General features: G+C 49.0%; 9 protein-coding genes. 4 read left to right on the forward strand and 5 right to left on the reverse strand.

Annotated features, from left to right (window positions below; all coding sequences use genetic code 11):
- Positions 1-131: 131 nt before the first annotated feature.
- The 3 genes from EAE90_RS19575 to tnpA all read left to right on the forward strand — a co-directional run bounded on the left by EAE90_RS19575 (position 132) and on the right by tnpA (position 1,549).
- On the forward strand, positions 132-461 hold the full coding sequence (locus EAE90_RS19575) for a hypothetical protein (RefSeq protein WP_214054903.1): 330 nt from the start codon (positions 132-134) through the stop codon (positions 459-461).
- Between the two features lie 16 nt (positions 462-477).
- Positions 478-1,083, forward strand: a complete 606-nt coding sequence (locus EAE90_RS19580; RefSeq protein ID WP_214054904.1) for a hypothetical protein — start codon at positions 478-480, stop codon at positions 1,081-1,083.
- A gap of 163 nt (positions 1,084-1,246) precedes the next feature.
- A complete protein-coding gene (gene tnpA / locus EAE90_RS19585; RefSeq protein WP_105398610.1) occupies positions 1,247-1,549 on the forward strand; it encodes an IS66 family insertion sequence element accessory protein TnpA in 303 nt (100 codons plus the stop codon).
- Between the two features lie 284 nt (positions 1,550-1,833).
- Here tnpA and EAE90_RS19590 read toward each other — a convergent pair whose 3' ends face one another.
- The 5 genes from EAE90_RS19590 to EAE90_RS19610 all read right to left on the reverse strand — a co-directional run bounded on the left by EAE90_RS19590 (position 1,834) and on the right by EAE90_RS19610 (position 17,209).
- Positions 1,834-9,006: a TcdA/TcdB pore-forming domain-containing protein gene (locus EAE90_RS19590; RefSeq protein ID WP_214054906.1), complete on the reverse strand. Its 7,173-nt coding sequence runs from the start codon at positions 9,004-9,006 to the stop codon at positions 1,834-1,836.
- Positions 9,007-9,072: 66 nt separating this feature from the next.
- On the reverse strand, positions 9,073-11,262 hold the full coding sequence (locus tag EAE90_RS19595) for a type I secretion system permease/ATPase (RefSeq protein ID WP_246550982.1): 2,190 nt from the start codon (positions 11,260-11,262) through the stop codon (positions 9,073-9,075).
- Positions 11,262-12,650 (reverse strand): HlyD family type I secretion periplasmic adaptor subunit, encoded by a 1,389-nt coding sequence (locus EAE90_RS19600; protein ID WP_214054907.1) that lies wholly within the window; start codon positions 12,648-12,650, stop codon positions 11,262-11,264. Before EAE90_RS19600 ends, EAE90_RS19595 begins: the two co-directional genes overlap by 1 nt.
- Complete coding sequence (locus tag EAE90_RS19605) at positions 12,650-14,770, reverse strand: type I secretion system permease/ATPase (protein ID WP_214054908.1); 2,121 nt, start codon at positions 14,768-14,770, stop codon at positions 12,650-12,652. The genes EAE90_RS19600 and EAE90_RS19605 overlap by 1 nt, the downstream gene beginning before the upstream one ends.
- Positions 14,771-16,621: 1,851 nt before the next feature.
- Positions 16,622-17,209: a non-canonical purine NTP pyrophosphatase gene (locus EAE90_RS19610; RefSeq protein WP_214054909.1), complete on the reverse strand. Its 588-nt coding sequence runs from the start codon at positions 17,207-17,209 to the stop codon at positions 16,622-16,624.
- Positions 17,210-18,154: 945 nt separating this feature from the next.
- Between EAE90_RS19610 and EAE90_RS19615 the strand changes: the two genes are divergently transcribed.
- Positions 18,155-18,586, forward strand: a complete 432-nt coding sequence (locus EAE90_RS19615) for a hypothetical protein (protein WP_214054910.1) — start codon at positions 18,155-18,157, stop codon at positions 18,584-18,586.
- Positions 18,587-18,895 lie beyond the last annotated feature (309 nt).

Consider the following 18,895-nt stretch of genomic DNA (forward strand, 5'->3'; position numbering starts at 1 on the left):
CACATCGGGGTTTTAGGTTCGCACGGGTGAGTGCAGTGGGACAAAGTGGCTCTTTAACAGGTTGTTATTAAAGAAAAAATCCCGGCCAAAAAGTATGGTCGTGTCGGGGCAGTCCCTAAGACCCGTTAGGGTTGGCCGGATGTAATGCTGTCAAAGCAAAAAGTAGGAATGATGCTATCCGTCGAGCAAAAAAACATGCGCAAGTTCCTAGAAATTCAAGAGGCGGTCAAGATATTGGAATTGATGAATTGAATGCAAGTAGCCGTGGGGATAATTGGGGCAAAATGAAGGCTGAAGGTGGTAAAAAATTAGGTCGCCGCAATCCCAATGGCAAAAACAGTTGGTTTGAACATCCAGACGGTCATCCTGACGCTGGACAACCAGGTATTCCAGAACATCACTCCGGAGGGCATATACATGCAGTAGATCCGAAGGGAATTGAGAATATTTTTGTATGGTAATAAGGTGACCACATATATGTATATAGAAAAATTAATTAAATATCCTTTTCCTGAATGGGCAAACGTTTTTACTGACGTAAATAAATTAATCATTGAACCATATTGTATCTGCTATCAATACAATGTTACTCAGAACGGTTATGGACCTTACGGTTTCCTTACTGATATAGCTCAAAAAATAATATCCAGCATATTCAATGAGCTGTGTTTTTTTGACTCTACAATCAATTCATTGAAGAAATGTGAAAATATTAATAAAGATGGAATATATCTTTATGGAGAAAACAGTGAAAATGAAAAAATAATGAATGAGGTTTATAATTACAGTCACATTATATTAAAAAATAAATTTAGAGAGAAAAAAGGTTTACCTCCTATTTCTTTACCTTTAAAACCTGTTCTTTTAGAACTCTATGAAGATAATTTGTATCGCTCTGAAAAGGTTAATGAATTAATAAGACGTGACTGTGGTTTTATTATTAGTGATTTTTATATGCCTGAATCAGGTAAAACATTAATTGTCTTTAAACCTGAGCTATGGGATGAAATAGTACTGCTTTTTGAAAAAGAAAAAATATTATTTGTAGAACTTGATTCATTCAATCTTCTTAAGGCGTGGTAATTATATAATGTAGAAGCCGGAAAGATCCCCGTGATCTTTCCGGCTTTGTTATTTTTATACTGTAATGCTCCGTAAACGGTAAACGTCCGGTCATCTCACCTTGTTCTTCCTCCCTGTCCCATGCACGCTACCGTTTCCTTATCTTCACCTGGAGACTGACACCATGAGCCGTAGCCGATATACCCCGGAGCAAAAACAGCAACATGTGACCCAATGGCGCCACAGTGACCTGACCCGAAAACAGTATTGCGAACAGCATCAGCTGAGTTTTTCCTCTTTCCGCGACTGGATTGCCGACAGTCACAAAATGCGCCAACCTCTCAGCCAGACACTGCCCGCCCTCTTGCCGGTTTCACTCCAGCCTGACGACGCGCCCACCGTCACCCTGCATACCCCAGACGGCTATGCCATCGCCTGTCCATTGACGCTGTTGCCTGACGTGATGCGGGTACTGGCCCGATGCTGAAACCGCAACAGCTCTTTCTGGTGCGAGAGCCCGTCGACATGCGCCGGGGCATTGATGCCCTGACCCAGCATCTGGAGGGTAAACGTCCGGTCATCTCACCTTGTTCTTCCTCTCCGGCCCATGCACGCTACTGCTTCCTTATCTTCACCTGGAGACTGACACCATGAGCCGTAGCCGATATACCCCGGAACATTACGAACCTTTTGCGACACCTTCTTTTCAACGAGGTTCGTCAGCGGTCTGAGAAGGGACATTTCGCCCCTTCTGTTATTTCTGGTGCTACCTTAGAGCAGCGATGGCACCAGCATCGCTTGCGAAGCCTGACGAATTTGCGGCAAGTGCTCGCGGGCACCGCCGGTATCAGGGAACGAGGCCATAGCCCCGCTTAGCTTCGTCAGGCTCGGCCCTTCTACGTCCGGGACAGAGGCAACGGCATGAGCTGTGATGACGGGTTGCTTACTAGCCCAAGACAGTTCCATCAGACCTTCCTTGGTGTAACCCCGTTGGGTAAAGCCCTCGACCAGGTGGTCCACGTTGATCACCGACGAGGAACCTTCCAGCTCGATTTGCAGATGCCGATGGGCCATAGCTTGGTTGCCAAATACCTGACGCACCACCACGGTTGTTCCGTTGCTGGAATCGGTTAACATCAAGTCGTCATCGTGGCGATTCACCAGGATGCTCTCCGGATCAGCCAACGGTAGGATCAGGCGGTCCAGGGCCTGGCCCCGGTCGTCGTTATCGATGATGACTGTACGGTAATGGGACCACATCGCCTTGCTGAGGCGGTAGGTATCTTTATTAGCTCCGCCATGCAGCACTACGCTGTCGACACCGGCAATGACCGGTGGCGTCAGATCATCTTTGCTGCCGCCAACTCCTCCGCCTTGAAGCAGAAGGGACGAGCCGACGCGCTCCACGCCCGTAAACCTGTTGAGCATCTGCGCGTTGCCATCCTTGATCTGATACAGCGCCTGAGTCATCGGGCTGTACACATATGCCGCCTTCTCGTTGGCGGCGATCCCCACGAAGCGTAGATTATTCGAGACAGGGATGCCATTACCCGAAAATATCTGGCCGCTGCCGATATCGAACCAGCCTAGTTCCTTGTTGTCCTGCAAGGTTAGTATCCCTTTGGCCTGCCATTGGTCAGCGAGTTTGGTGAGCGCCTGTGGCAGTTGGGTCACGTTGTTTTGTTGCCAGCTTTTGTCAACGCCAACTAGCTGCAACTCGCCGTTGTTGGTTCGTAGCAAGATCTCGCCCTTGACCGTAATCAGGCGTATGCCGGTATCGACCTGTTGCGCCGCCTTGAGATGCAACTCAGGCGTTAACTCACTGGCCGCAGGAAGTTGCGCCGAGGCGCTAAGCATCTGGCCGGTGCTGCCAAAAGCTGCGGCTAACGCATTCGCGGTCATGGCTGGTTGGCGATACAGCTTACCGCTTTCGGGCTCGAAGAGACGCGCGGAGGTGCCATCTGTTTCGAATCCCAAAAATTGCAACGACTTACCCAACAGTGCCGCCGAAGCCGCCACCACTTGGCCGTTGTGGTACCACACCGGCAGTAGGTTTTTGCCGTCGGCGCCCTTGATCCCGAACACGGCCAGAGTGGTGCTGCGGTCGGTGATATTAGCCAGATCTTGCCACCAGTGGGTACGCCCCTTGAGCCAATGCTCGTTGACCGCCTCGTAATTAAGCTGCCCCTGCGCATCGAGCCGGGCCACACGACCATCCTCGGTGATGGCGAGCAGGCTACCGTTCAGGTTGACCAGATTAGCCAACGCTGGAGTGCTGATGCGTAATGCACTGGGATGGCTGGCGTCGAGAACAGTCTGGCCGGGACCTTCCTGGCGGAACAGGGCCTTCTGTTCCTTGCTGTAGAAGAAGAATACTTCTGTACCCGCAGGGTGGGGAATGCTGCCCGCCAATACGAGATCAGCCGGGATCGGCCAGGCACTGCGAGCCTGTTCGTGCGCTTCAAAGTGCAAGGTCTGATCCGCCGGAGGCGCCAGATTCGGTTTGATCAGCGTACCGTCGCCGGTGCGTATCCAGTAGCGGTGCGCCACGCCAGTCGCATCTACGCCAAATACCGTGACCAGCGCCGCACTGGTCGGCTGGATCAGCCGTGCGTCCAGCGTATACGCCGGAGTTTCACGTTTGATGCTATTGTTCTCGTAGCCCTGGAGTATGGCTTTGAGTTCATCACCATGTCGGCCGGTACGTGCCGAAAGCTGGAGTAGCGCATCATCACCTACTGCGCTGACCAACTCCATTCGGTCATCGAGGAGCCGATAGCTCAGTTCAGCTTCCTTCCCTTTTAGCTGATAACGGCGAGCCAGATAAACCGCATCCCCTTCTTGCCATAACCGACTGATCTGGCCTGCACTCTGGTTAAACCAGGGCTCAAATTGTGCGTCGATCTGTCCGGTGGGGATGTCTACCCGCCACGCCGCAGCGTTGTCGGCATCGTAGAAATAGGCATGGTCGCCCATCACCGCACCCAGTTGGGCATGTCTGGCCTGTTCGTGGGGGGTGTCGGTGAACAGCATCCTATTGTTGGCCACGTCGTAGAATGCTCGACCAACATCACGCCCATTGCGGTTGTAGTTCTCCACCACCACATACTGCCCGTGCAACTGATGTGCTTTGGCTAGATCACTCAGGTGCTGCTCGATTTGCTGGCCGGGCACCTGCCACTTGCTCGCATCTTCGCTTACCACCTCAGTTGTCAGTCTGGCGAAGTCAACTTCGCGTACTTCGCCCTTGCGGTTGACCACCAGCACTTGCTCTTTCCAGTCTGAATCGAGTTCGACCACCACTCCACCAACTACCAGTCGGTTCTTCGATACACTGATACTGTCACTGGCAAGCTGGCTGCTGTCGATGATCCAGCGCGATGGCGCACTGCCGTCCGGGTTATTCAGGGCGTCTCTTGTGAGCTTCACGCTGGCGCCCTCGTTCAGCCCAATGAGGTACTCACCACCTGCGCCCTTGATCTCGTAATGCAGGTAGCCATGTAATTCCTTGGGTAGCTCGGGCACTATCAGTTGTCGGTTGCGCTGGTCGAGCATCACTTCGATTGGGGTCGCCACATACTCTTGATGAATCCTACGAATCGTCACCTCCCCCGGAAAGATATAGAAGTCGTAGTCGAATCGTTTGTCCTCTTCGAGCCTGCGAATCACATCGAAACCGGCATCATGACGTGTAGTCGCGCCAGGAAGCTGCATGTATTCGTAACTGATGAAGGATTTAGGGGTACCCGGCAAGATCAGAACATTGCTGTCGCTGTGGTCGAGTCTGTGGGAAACGTCCTTGTAACCGATTCCACTGCGCACCTCGATCGCTTGGCTGCGGTCATGGACCATCTTTGGAAAGTCGCCGATCCAGAAGAAATAATTGATTCTTCCTGAGCCGGTAGAGCCCGAATGGGTACGGTAAATATACTGACTGTCGAAGTCGATCTGGCTCTTGCGTAGATCCAGGGTTTTGATCACAGCCCCGGGTAGGGGAACCAGCACTTTCTTCTCGTTGTCATACCGATAGCCATTACCCTTGTAAGCATTGTCGAGCGTGTTGAAGTAACGGCCTACTGCCTTAGCATCTTCGGCGACTGCACCGAAGGCTTGCGCTAGTGCCGTAAAGCCTACCGCAAGCCCACCAAGGATCACACCAGCCCCACCGAGTACTGCCCCGGCTGTCGAGGCACCCATCAACCCGGCGCCCACCCCGGCGGTACCGGTGACGAAGCTGGCCGAATCGAACGCTAACTGAGTACCGAATACGGCCTTCTGCACATCGTTCTCAGCGTGGGCCAGCTCATAAGCATCCAGACCGACCATAGCGCCGCCAAACAGCACCCCGGCGCCTTCGCTAACGGTGTGGCCTAGGTTAGCAGCAAAGCCCTTAAACGAGGTTTCGGCAGCCATCACTTCACTGCGCAGCGCCGTGCGCACCAGCGCAGTGACCTTGGCTATATCCTGCACGCTACCATGAGCCATCTGGACAAAGTTGAGGTAGCTGTGGACCTTGAGCGCAGTGGCTAGATCAGGCGAAGCGATCCCACGTGCCGCATCGTTGCGGTTCTTGTCGGCAAACCATTGGATCAGCGTCTGTATCGCAAACCCGGCGTTCAGCCCATCAACTGGAGCTGCCTCGCCGACACTGTTTTTTGGCCGTATCTGGCCATGTTCGAAGATAAAATGTTGGCTTAGAGTGAGCATATGTTCATCAACGAAGCGGCGGAATTCGGTAAAGGTGGCATCGCCGCTGCTCACCCAACGGGTCTCCTCGGGTTGGTCGCGATTGATGAACTGGACTCGGTAGCGGCCTTCGCCTTGGTCTTCGGTATTACTAATCACTGGCATCCAGCGCTGGTCAAGGTTGTTTTCTTGGGCGAGCTGTGTACTAGCCTCGGCGAACCTTGCTCCCCACTGTTCGGCATCGAGGGTCACTAATGTAGTGTGCAACCGAGCGTCCTTGGCAATCCGTATCTGGGCATTGACTGCTTGCTCAACCTGCCGACGTTGTTCTATGACTGTGGTTAGTTCATCAGGGCGAGTCAGGTCTGACACGTTCAGGCCGTTACCCACCGGCACTTCTGCCATCTTGTTGGCATCGATCTCCACCAAGTTGAAGATAGGAGTCAACTCGCCGCCAGGCGAACCGTAGTAGGCGGCCAGTTTGCGTCCCACTAAGTGATTCTTCATGGCCTGTAAAAAGCTGCTTGTATTATTGAAGGCAAAAATCCCGACATTTGGGTCATAGAAATAGTAACGGTGTCCTTCGGGTCCGACCGTACTTCCCACCATCATCGAGTGATTTGGGGTATTGAGCGCGAACGTTGAGGTCTTGGGCGTCTTTTTCAACAGGGAAACCACTTCGGACAGTTTAAACTGTCCCCTTGCTGTTGACGCCTGTACGGCCTCAATATTATTAGAGTGTAGTTTGATCAGGCTGTTTTTCAGCAGTGTGGAACTACCTGCGTGGGGATCGGCGGCAGCCAAAAAGAGTTTTTCCACCAGATTGTTGATACCCGCTTCTCCGCTGTTAGTCAGCGCCACCGCCATCGCTCTGACCAAGGGATAGCAACGGCCGCCGGATTTGTCGCCGACCAGCGACAGGTAAAAGTCCTGTGGCGCCAGACGGTCGAAGCTACTACCGATGCGATGAAAATCCTCGCTGTACACTGCCGCCCACTGCAATACCTTATCGATGTATTCTGCTTGACTGGTTTCAGTGATGTGAGCGCTTAAGGCACCTTGTTGTTTGGGAGTGAGCTGGCCTTTGAGAAACAGGATCTTCATTTCCAGAGCCGACATCCTGTCGTACATCCCGGGGATGTTGATATCGCGGAAGTTACGCTGACCATCGGTAAACGCGGTGCCGTGCACACGATGTTGGTAAGTTTCGGCGATCGCATAACGCTCGCCCACGCTACTGGTATGTTCCGGTCCACTGTTCTGGACGGGTGTATTGTCGATCCGCACCACGGCAGCCATGCCGTCCTTGGACTTGATCTGCTGCCATAACCAGCTTTGTTCGGCGAAGCCTGCTTCACGCAGAACCGTATCGTATTGCGCTTTGTAATACTCCAGAGTGATATTGATCTGTTTTATCTGTTGATTAATCAGGTCGTGCTGAGAGCTAGTGCGCCGTTCCTCATAAAGTTTGTCTCGCTTGTCTGCCAACTGTTTGGTATCAGCGTTCATCTTGTCGTAAACTTCGGCGCGTAGTTTGCTCCATGCAGCAATTGCAGGATGATCAGGAGAAAACTCACCCTCTGTGTATACACCATCGGTGATCCCTTCGACTGATACCCCGAATTGGGCAGCTACTTTTTTTAGTCGTTGGTGAATCTGTTCACGGTAAGTGACGAACTGAGTTTGGTTGCGTTCAATCACTTGACTGTCTGCGACTTGAATCGAGAGTGGCTCCTCGTTGTCGCGTAACTTTAGCCGAAGTATCTGGCCGTCTTGCCGATACTCTTGGCGCTGGAGCGCCAACTGCCATTCGTCATTGACGTACTGCATGTATGCCACGGCGAGACCTTCGGTGGTGGCAGCTACCTGGTAATCTTTGTAGTCCACGGCCATTACCACGTTATCGTATAGCAGCGAACTGTTGATTCGACCGTCGTGGTAGACCCGGTAGGTATTGGCATCGAGGTTGGTCACTATTACCGAACCGCCCGATAGTGTTCCGGTAAACAGAAAGCTTCCTGCGATCGCATGTTTAGGAATGTCTATGTAGGCTGGTGACGCATTGGCTTGGTTGGCGCTGTCGTAGCCGAGAAAATACGCGGGTATGCTGTTAGCGCCTTCTGTTGCTACATCATTATTAGCGCTTCGATCGGTGTAGTCGAGCTCGTACAAGCCTGATCCGATTTTCACTAGCTGGACGTTCCCTTCTGCCGGGAGGTTCCCCGACCTGATCAATGTCTCGGCATTGATGATGTTGGATTTGGCGAACAACACAGGATCGGCGGCGAACTGATGGATATCGGCGCTGCCCCGACGAGGCTCAGAATCGCCATTCATGGGCACCAGCTTCCCTTTGAGTTCACTATCCCGTAGCGCTTGTGAGAGCAGCGCCGGGTTGTGTACATCGTATCCGCGCGTCTGCAAAGTATGCGCCAGAGCCTTCTCGATCGGAATATCGGTCAGCAAGGACTGTGCACCTGCTGCCGCAATCAGTTGTGCTCGGGACTGACCATGACTGCTCGATCCGCCCGCGGCCGTTTCAGAGTAGGAAATGCCTTTGCCCACGCGATACATACCAGTTGGAGTGTGTTCGACAAAGGCTGTCGCCGGTAACAGTTCGTTAAGCTTTTTACTGATAGTTTGGGCATGCTCGATCCCGGCTCTGGAAAGGTAGATCACGGCTTGGTCGGTACGGCTGCCCAGATTTTTCGGCCCCATGATCTTGGCTTGTTCCAGCCAGCCGCGATTGTCATCATTGAACAATTGGGTCAATGCCCGGGCAAGCAAGTTGAAATGCACCTTGCTAACGTTGATGGTCAGCCGCGCACCAAGCTTGCCGCGGGCGCCATAACGTTGCGCAAAATCCTTGGGCAGCATCCGGAAAGCTTCGGCATTGCCCAAGGCGTCATCAGTTTGCGAAGACAGAGCCGTTTTCTCATTGCCTTGTACCAAGATGTCGACCGTCGTGGTGCGTGTCGCCAGGGTCTTGATATAACTGACAAATGCCTGTTGCTCGCCTTTGTCGAGGCTACTGATGCCAACTGGCCTGTCATGACTGTAGCGCCGGTACGCGCTGCCCTCCAGCGTCTGTTCTAGCGTTTTCTGTTGCTGGAGTAGTTGGGGGCTCCATTTGCGACCGTTTTCACGGAACCCCTTCTTGATCTCTTGGACCAGCGTTTGGATTTTCGGTTTGCTTCTCATCTCTTTAAAGGTGGCCTGCGCAGATGCAAGCAGCGACTGGTAGCTATTACTGGGCATGATGGTTCTCCTTAGGAAAGTCCTACTTTGATATTTACGGATTACAACGCTTCATAAATGGCTGGGCTATGTTGGACACGGTTGGTCGTCTGCGAACTGAGAATCGTTCATCTGTAAGCTCCACAGCCGGGCATAGAGCCCATCTAAGGCGAGCAGTTGTTCGTGGCTGCCCTGTTCGACTACCTGACCTTGGTCGATCACCAGAATCCGCTGAGCATGGCGCAGGGTATTAAGACGATGGGCGACGCTGATCACTGTACGGCCCTGAGCAATACGCTGTAGGTTAGCCATTACCGCCGCTTCTGACTCGTAGTCCAGGGCGCTAGTGGCCTCATCCAGTAGCAGTATCCCCGGATTGGTTAGCAACGCTCGGGCCAGCGCGATGCGTTGGCGTTGCCCGCCGGAGAGCTGGCCGCCGCGTTCGCCGACTTGGGTCTCATAGCCTCGGTCCAGCGCTTTGATAAAACTGTCGGCGCCGGCCAGAGTCGCTGCTTCATGCACCTCCGCATCGCTGGCTTGGGGGCGGCACAAGCGGATGTTTTCGGCGATGGTGCCGGCAAACAGCACACTTTCTTGCAGCACTATGCTCATGTTGCGACGCAATGCCACCGGATCGGCGATCGCTAAATCGATCCCATCCACCAACACTTGGCCGTGCTGGGGCACATAGAGGCGCTGTAACAGCCGGGCTAGGGTGGATTTGCCCGAGCCGGACGGACCTGTGATGCCGACGAATTCACCGGGATGAATTTCGAGGTTGAGGTTGCGTAACACCTCCTGACCATCCTTGTCGTAGCGAAAGCGTACGCCCTTGAAGCTTACTCTTCCCTGTAACTTGGGTACGGAGGCCAGGCCGCCATTGCCACTTTCCCCCTCTTCGTCAAGAATGTCGCCAATCCTGCGTAACGAGATTAGGGTGTGCTGGAAATCCTGACAAACCTGAGCCAGACGCAGAATTGGCTGGGTCACGTGTTCCGAGAGCATGTTGAAAGCCACCAGTTCCCCTGGGCTGAGCTTGCCCTCCATGACCAGAGTAACGCCCCACCACAGCAGCAGGGCGGAGGTCAGCTTCTGGATTAGGTCGATTCCCTGACCAGCCAAGATCCCCACGACTTTGGCGCGGAATGAGGCGCGGACGAAGGCGGATAATTGCCGCTCCCAGCGATGCAGGAAACCGGCTTCGGTGGCGCTGGTTTTGATGGTTTCGATGCCAGTGACCGACTCGGTAAGGAAAGCGGTGTTATCGGCCCCTAACTCGTATTCCCGCAATACCCGAGCACGCAGCACTGGCCCGATACACAGCCAGAATAGGAAGTAGAGCGCTAGGGAACCGAGCACCAGCCAAGTTAGTTCGGTGGTGTAGAAGAACATCACGGCTATAAATAGACCGACAAAGGCCAAATCCAACACTATGGTCAGCGCCGAACCGGTGAGGAATTGGCGGATCTGGCTCATTTCACGTACCCGGGCGATAATCTCGCCGGTTTGACGTTGCTGGAAATAGCCTGTAGGCAGGGATGTTAGGTGCTGATAAAGGCGGCTGGAGAGCTCGGAGTTGACCTTGCTGGCGAGGTTGGCGAATAGCCAGGAACGAAGGAAACCATAAACGGGCTCGAACAAAGCTAGGGTCAACATGGCGATTCCTAGTACTTGTAGGCTGGATAGACTACGGCTGACCAATACCCGATCGATCACGTTTTCGAACAGTATGGGAGTCACTAGGGCGATCACTTGTAGCATCAGAGACACCAGGATCACGTTCCTGAACTGGCTGACATGCTTGCGGATGGAAGGCACGAACCAGCCAAAGCCAAACCGCTGTCGTTTCGGCGGTTCGGTTGTTTCCGCCAGTAGCACAGCGCTGCCTTGCCAGTGGTTAGCGAGGACGGTCCGGGGATAGCGACATGTCTTACCCGTGCTTGGTTGATACAAGGTAACTAACTCGCCCTCGATTTTCTCTAGCACCAGCCAGCCCTGTTCTGTATCCAGCAGGATGGGAAGGGGCAGAGTATCGAGACGGCTCATATCTGTGGCGATGTGTCGTGCCCTCAGACCAATCCATCGGGCGCAGCGGCATAGATCCTGGTTGTTCGAGACCCCTTGAGTGCGTCCGAGACGGTGGCTCAGTTGTTCCGGTTCCACCGATAAGTTGAAATGGCGGGCGGCATGAGCCAAAGCTAGGAGGCCGCCGTCTGCTACGGCCTTGGACTCGTCGATAATGGTCGGTTCCGACAGAATAGATTTGCTGGTTGACATTATCGTTCCCTCAATGCTTCGGACTGGTACTGTTGCAGTGGGCTGAGTAGGTAGTCGATCACCCGCCGATCACCGGTGCGGATTTCCGCGGTGATACTCATGCCTGCCTGTAGCGGTACCTCATGTTCGTCCACTGTGATGGAGGCGTGTTCCATCTGGATCTGGGCGGGGAATACCAAGCCAAGCTGCTCATCCTTGACCGCATCCTTGGAGACGTGAGCGACCTTCCCCCGTATAGTGCCATAGCGGGTATAGGGAAATGAGTCGACTTTAATCTCCACCGTCTGGCCCGCGTGCACGAACCCCACGTCTTTGTTCAACACCATCACCTCGGCTTCCAAGGGGGTATCATCGGGTACGATCACCATTAGCTGTTGGGCCGGTTGCACTACGCCTCCCAGAGTGTGGATCGCTAACTGTTGCACCACGCCATCCACCGGTGCCCGTAGGCTCTGTAGCCGCTGTTTTTCGCTGGCTTTTATCAATTGCTGTGTCATCACTGCAATGGCGGCTTGAGCTTCGTTCAACTGGTCGTAGTATTCCCGGTGGATCTTGGCTAGGTAGCGGTCCCGGCTCTCCTCTAGTACCTGATACTGCGCTTTGAGGACGGTTAGCTCGGCATGCTGTTGAGAAAGGGTGCGTTCTATCTCTAGCTTCTCCTTCTCCTGCTCCAGTAGCTCGACTTTTGGCAGTAGCTTGCTGGCGGCCAAGGTTCGACGGGCCTCAAGACGCACTTTGATATTGGTTAGCAGTTTTTCCAGCTCGGTGATATCGGTGTTACGCGCACTCTGGCTCGCTTGGTTGACGTTCATCTCTCCATCCAGGCTTGCTAGATTGGCGGCCACCTCTTTCCAGACGCTGACCAGGTGCTCTCTAGCTAGCTTGACCTGTGCCTGCGGTATACCTTCCTGTACGGTGAAATGCTCAATGGGGGCGTCGGTTAGTAGGGCCTGGAGTCTAGCCTGCTCCAACCGCTTGAAGTTTAGTTGCTCCTGCCGCTCTTTCAGTTCTGCCTCGACTCCTATGGGGTTGAGTTTGATCAGCACATCCCCGGCCTTAACCCTGTGTCCGTCGCGCACATGAATTGCCACAATCTCGCCGGGTTCAAGGGACTGGATCACCTTAGAGTGGCTGGACACCAGCAGCCTGCCAGTAGCGTTGGCATGGATATCCAGGCGACCGACAATGGACCAGAGTAGAACTACCAGCAGAAATAGGGTCAATGCTATCGCTGTGCACCTTGCCCAAGGCGCAGGAGGGCGTTCAACGATCTCCAGGTAGCCGGGCTGAAACTCGTACTCGTCGCGGGTGCGCTTCGTTGCTTGAGGAGCGTTACGTTCCCGACGCCAGGCCAGGAGGACGGTTTTTAGGTGTTTCTTGAATGACATCACGCCGTCTCCTTTCGCAATTCTTGTTGCATCTGCCACAATCTGGCGTAGCAGCCTCCCTTAGCCAGCAACTGGCGATGGTTGCCTGATTCGGTGATAAGCCCCTGCTCCAAAGTGATGATGCGGTCGCAGTGACGTACCGTGGACAGGCGGTGGGCAATAATGATGACGGTGCGCCCTAGAGCGATCTCGGCCATGTTGGCCTGGATCAGCGTCTGGGATTCGTCATCAAGGGCACTGGTTGCTTCATCGAAGATCAATATCTTGGGGTCGGCCATTAGCGCTCGGGCGATGGCGATGCGCTGGCGCTGTCCTCCCGATAGGGAACTGCCAGCCTCGGCCAGAACCGTGTCATAACCCAGAGGGAGTTGCAGGATAAAGTCATGTGCGCCTGCCAGTTTAGCGACGGCCATCACTTTCTCCAGCGAGGCGGAGGGATCTTTGAGTGCTATGTTATGGCGTACGCTACGGTTGAACAGGTAGTTCTCTTGTAGAACCACCCCAATCTGGCGGCGCAGGTAGCTTGGGTCCAACCGATGCAGGGGAATGCCGTCGATCAAGATCTCCCCCTCGTCCGGAGCGTAAAGCTTTTGTAATAAGCGGGTCAGTGTACTCTTACCTGAACCGGAGGGACCGACTATGCCTAAGTTCTCGCCGGACCTGATATGTAGGGTAACTCCCTGCAACACTGGGGTTTGGTGGGGCTGGTAGCGGAACACCAGGTTGCGTATTTGCAAATCGCCAGAGAGTGGTTGTTGAGGACGGATGTTCCCCTGTTCTTGCTCGACGGGCAGGTTGAGTATGTCGCCGAGCTTATCGACAGCGACCCGGGTTTGGACAAACTGTTGCCACAGGTCGATGAGTTTGGCGATGGGTTGGTTGATGTGGGACACCATCATGTTGAAAGCGATCAGTTGGCCTATGGTGAGCTCCAGAGAGATCACCATGTTGGCACCCAGCCAGATAATCCCAACGCCGGTCGTCTTCTGTAGCAGCATAACTCCGTGGCTGATAAAACTATTAAGGGTTTGGGTGCGGAAACCGGCTTCGACCATGTTCGCAGTCTGGGATTCCCAGCGCCGTTGCATCCTGGGTTCTACCGCCAGGCTCTTGATGGTTTCAGCGCCGCTGACGGACTCGTTCAGGAATGAGGTATTGAGGGCAGCAGTCTGGAATTGTTGTTCGATGCGCTGTTGTAACGGTTTGGCGCTCAGCCAGGCCAGCAGGAAATAGAGAGGCAATATTGCCAGTACCACGCAGGTTAGGGACGGCGACAGCCAGGCCATTACGCCAAAGAAGACAAAGGCGGACGCTAAGTCCACGCACAGGGTTAGCATAGAGCCGGTCAGGAAGTCACGAATGTTATCCAGCTCTTGTACCCGGGTGATGATAGCGCCCACCTGACGGTGTTTGAAGTAGAGCAGGGGTAGGCCGAGTAGGTGCCGGAACAGCTTGATCCCCAAGGTGATATCGATGCGATTGGCGGTGTGGGCAAAAAGGTATTCGCGCAGTCCCCGGAGCACCACTTCGAACAGCCCAACCACCACCAGCACTATCACTAGTACGTCCAGGGTAGATAACGCCTTGTGCACCAACACCTTGTCCATCACCACTTGGAAAAACAGGGGAGTGACTAGGGCAAGTAATTGAAGCATCAGGGAAAAAAGCAGCACCTCGCCGAGGAGGCGGCGATGATGGATAAACGCAGGTATAAACCAAGAGACATCGAACCGGAGGGAAGCTTCCCCTAACCGGATCACTTCTCCGCTCCATCGGTCCTCTAGCTCGTTGATGGGGAGTATTTCGGGTGAAACGGCGTGAGGAGACTGGATCAGAGCCTGATCAGTAGAAAGACGCGCTAATACAACAAATCCCCCCTGTTTATCGCGAAAGGCCAGGGGCAGTAGCTTAGGAGTTAGCTTGGAGAATTTTAAACGGCACAATGCCAGATCAACATCATGTGCCTTGCCGTATTCTTTTATTGCAGGTTTCAGTTTGCTGTGGGAGAACAAGTATTGTGCTTCCTGAGCTTCACCTTTAGCTAATTGCAACAATAATCGGCAACAGTTAAGAGCAGATGGCAATGCATCGGCATTGGCGGATATATTTTCTCTATTCATTGTAATTCTCCCTCACGTGATACCGTTCTCACGTTGTTAACATAAAAAAGCCCCTCCGCAATGATGTATTGTAGAGTCAATTAATAATAATCTGTATTAATAGCACGGGCTTTAATTCGACTATATGTCATTTCTATAGGTGGGTGCAAGTTAAAGCTAATGAAAGTTGCAATTAATTAAGCGATATTATCTTAAAAAATAGGAACGAAAATAAAATATCTCATTTTAGATCATAAGATGAATTATTTATTTCATTGTAGGACAGTTGGTGTCAAAAAATTGTTAATTTTACGTTGCTAATATATCGTTATTAATCAGGCTGTGGCATTCACCATTTGAATATATTAAGTTGATATTAAACATATCCGTTTTTATTTTTGGAGAGGATAGAAGTTAAGAAAGAAATATTGGTAATGTCTGTCAGGAATGACCGCTTTCAGATTTCTAACAAATTCATTCAGGTCGTAAATACCCCTTCGCTGCTAACTCATAACGCAAAGAATATTCTCTGGGCGTGATTCATTCTGGTGTAAACGCCTTGCAATTTTGCAATCTTCTCAGTGACTTTTCGAAACAGCCGGTGAATGAGCAGCACCCAAACTAGTGATGAATCGGTAGATCTGACGTCAATAGCGATAATGGTCGAATTTGGTGCAATTTATTGCTGCAACGCAGGAATTGGTTTTATATCAGGCAAATTTGCATGCTGATATGATTGCCCGTAAAAAATTGGCAGCAGACGGGTATTATTAGTCACGTTGCATCAGAGCCTTCTCTCACTATTTCTTTTGTAATGGATGAAAAACCAGCGTCTGTGAGTATAGAACCATCGTTAGGTTAGGTTCGGATAATGACTGATATTTGACTTCAGTTGATTGCTATTCTGGGTAATCATTTTAGTTTATTGGAGGATAATAAGAATAAAACTACTTTAGCTCAGGTCCTGAATAGGACGTTAATAGTTGGTTGTAAAAGGGACGTAGTGTAATACTGATATAGTCAGGAATATTGAATAATTTAACCTTGATATGGTAGTTCGGTATATATTTTTTATATTGGATTGTTTCTATATTAAGACGAAGCAAGGGAAATAATAATTACCATATAAGTTATTTAGTCGGGATTTTTCATTATTATTATTGATGTTATTATCTATTATGTAATCTAAACCGAATTTTATTGTTAATTTTGTTTTTTTAACTGACTTATTATTTTAGTCATATATTTAATTGTAGAGTTATTGTTGAAAATATTTTTTGATAAAAAATAATTGAAAATTTGGTAATGGTAACGTGTTTTTTGATGGTGATATTTGTCTTATTTAATTCGCTTTAATTTAATGGTTTCACTTTTTTATATATTAGTTTTATTTTAAATGACTAGTAATAATAAGGGTAAAAAAACGGTCAAGGGCCGTTTTAATGTGGATATTTATCTGGTTTATAATGCTTATATTGGTGAGTACGTAAAAAATTCACAAAAAGTTATTAACGGCCTTGTGCGTGAAATTAAAGCTAAAAATGAGTAGATTGTTGAAGGGGCCTATGACAAACGTTTAATTCCTTTTTTTAAAGAATGGTCATTAATCATTAGATTTAAAGTTCCGTACTGGATTTTCGCTATATGTATAGTCAAACGATTGTTATTATCAAAGTGAGCAAGAACACGACCTAAAGAGACATTTTATAACACTCTAGAGCTATTACGTTTTGCTAAACAATTCGATAATCGTTTAGATAACTTCTTTGGCGTTCATCCAGAGTTTGTATCTAAGATCATTATTGTGAGCGATAGTCGTTTATGTATTGATAAAATTAAAAAACATCTAATGTAACGTGAATAAAACTAGTTTTATAACTCTCTCTTAGTAAGATGTTCTCTGAGTAGTTGAAAAGCATCAGTATTGTTATTCTGTTGGTTGAAAAGGTACTTATGTCCTTCAGTTAACTGACTGTAGAACTGCCCACTATCTGTTACTTTTAATATCTGCCAAAGATCAGACCAGCCTGTTTCATTACTGCGCTCTAAGGGAGAGAGCGAAATAGATAACCCTCTTGTCGTGCCTGAAAAAAAGATGACCTTATTATTTTCCGTTCTGAGCGCCAAGTGATTGATAAAATAACACTCACGATTATCTTTTCCTGCTAATAGATTAATAATTCCCTGAACGCCTAATGAAGATAAAATGTATTTAGTGTACAGCGAGGGGAAACCATTAAGAGAATTTATATGGAAGGTGCTGTCCTCAATAAAAACATAGGAAGAAGGGACGTGTGGAACCTGATTTAATTTAAATAGTAGGTTTTCTTGAGGATCATCAGTTTGTAACTCTTTAAAGTCGAAGCTTTTATGAACCAAGTTTATGTCAGCATGACTGGAAAAAATAGATTCGGCATAAGTGTATTTCTTTGAGTTAGACGTGTAAAAACAAAGGTTCATAATCAAGTCACAATTTCATCTATTTTACATTTGGCATGAAAACCATTTAATCCAGCAGAGAGCTACAAGAAGCGCTCACTCGCAGGCAGTTAAGTTTCTCAGTTTATTCCATTTCACTGTATTATAGTGCACTTAAAAGGTCAAGCTAGTACGCAAATTGTTGCTAATTCGAATTTGTAAAATAACGTATTAAAATAGGCTTAATTATCTGGGTGGTTTTAGGCTTGAGACTCGCCCTGATGGAATAGTCTGTTTTATTATTTTTCTGATTAGTCAGATTGTTATTGAGAAAAAAATTTATAGAAAATAAGACAAGTCTGAAAATGCATTTTAATTGGAATATCCGATTTGTTACTTTGTTGTTAAATACAAACACTTAAGTAACAAAACAGAAATATATAGTATTATGCTGTAAGTTGAGGCTATTGCATTTGAAAGACATTTATGAGAGTTTGTTTTTTAATTGATATAGAGGGAGTTTTGAATATCATCTAAATGCATAACAGTATATTAGCTACCTATTTCATATTCATAATAATGACCTGAAAATAATAATTATTAGGATGGAATTAATTTGGTTTTAATTTATATTGATTTTTTTTAGATATTTAACTTAATAGTTAAATTTTTGGTTGTGTAATTTGGTATCGTCAAATAAGAATTGCAGAGATTAATTTAAGTTATATAAAAATAGGGAAGGTTAAATATCTTATTTCAGATAATAAGATGAATTATTTATTCCGTTGCCAAGGAAATTAGCATCGAAGGATTGTTAATTAATAGTAATTAACCGGGCTATGACATCCAATATCTGAGTATTTTGAATTGATGTCAGGCATGCCGGCTTTTATTTCTTGGCAGCAAGAAATAAAAGAAAAACCCTTGCGATAACTGTCATTCAAGACAGTTTCCAAATTCCGAACAGATTCGTTGAAGTAGTAGTAAATGAAAGATAGCGTTGTTAAACAAGAAGGTATTGTTAAAGCTGAATTCCTCTCTCAAGCATTAGAAAATATAACCAGTGAGAATGATATTTCACAACAGACTCAAAACGTGAAGAATATCCCCAAGACATTGACACTGAGTGAATCATTCTGGTGCGAACGTCTTACTATGTTTCAGCCCCTTCAATTACCTTTTGAAAGCGCCGGGAGCCAGGCAGAACCCAAATGGGTAATGAGTCCCTGGCAACCACTACTACCCAAAAACAGTGAAGGGGATGCATGGCGGATCTTATTACAAGCATTCGTCATTTATCTTGCGCGTTTGACTCAGCTGGCTGAATTCCAAATTGGTTGGTGTGTGAATGAGGCAACTGTTTTAGCTCAGGCTTTGAATAGGGTGTTGGCAATCAGTTTTGAAAAGGAGGTGGCGTGATACTCATAAGTAAGGAATATTGGATAATTTAATGTTGGTGTGACAATCCGGTATATATGGTTTATACCGGATTGTTTTTGTTTTAAAACAAAATAAGAGAATTGATAATTTCCATGTGGGTTATTTAGTCAAGTTTTTTCTGTCATTGATAGTAATTTAATCTAATCTGGTTTTGTTTTTTTATTGATTTTCTTTGCTATATGTAAAAATACATTTCATTGTTGTTTTCATGAATCATTAAGAATAATTAATGTAAATTTTAAAAAAAATAGCCTTATATTATCTATTGTTAATATTGGTCAATATAAT

It is taken from the genome of Photorhabdus caribbeanensis (genome assembly GCF_018448885.1).
GTDB classification, from domain to species: domain Bacteria; phylum Pseudomonadota; class Gammaproteobacteria; order Enterobacterales; family Enterobacteriaceae; genus Photorhabdus; species Photorhabdus caribbeanensis.